Origin of the sequence: Microvirga pakistanensis (genome assembly GCF_004458765.1) — a bacterium.
Taxonomy (GTDB): domain Bacteria; phylum Pseudomonadota; class Alphaproteobacteria; order Rhizobiales; family Beijerinckiaceae; genus Microvirga; species Microvirga pakistanensis.
This window is the reverse complement of sequence record NZ_SPJX01000248.1, coordinates 1-223: the sequence shown is the minus strand read 5'-3', so window position 1 is coordinate 223 and position 223 is coordinate 1. Positions and strand designations below refer to the sequence as shown.

Below are 223 nucleotides of genomic sequence, written 5' to 3'. Positions count from 1 at the left end.
CGGGGCCGGGGACCGTGATCGGCCCGGTAGAAGGCCTGCAGCAGGCCAAAGCGCCCGACCGGCGAGGCGCCGTCGCCTTCGCGCTTGGCGCGGCTCGTCCCTGAACGTCCGAGCGCGCAGGGGAGAGTGAGAGTGCCGGCCGTCAGCCGGCCCCGGCGGTGATCGAGGGGAGAACGGTGAACGCGGATGATGTCGACGCTGGTTCGTTTCATAGCCGTGGAAG

Annotated in this window: 1 pseudogene; it reads right to left on the bottom strand. The window is 70.9% G+C overall.

Annotation, left to right across the window (positions count from 1 at the left end):
• A pseudogene (locus tag E4K09_RS14225) lies at positions 1-223 on the bottom strand (L,D-transpeptidase family protein); the annotation flags it as partial.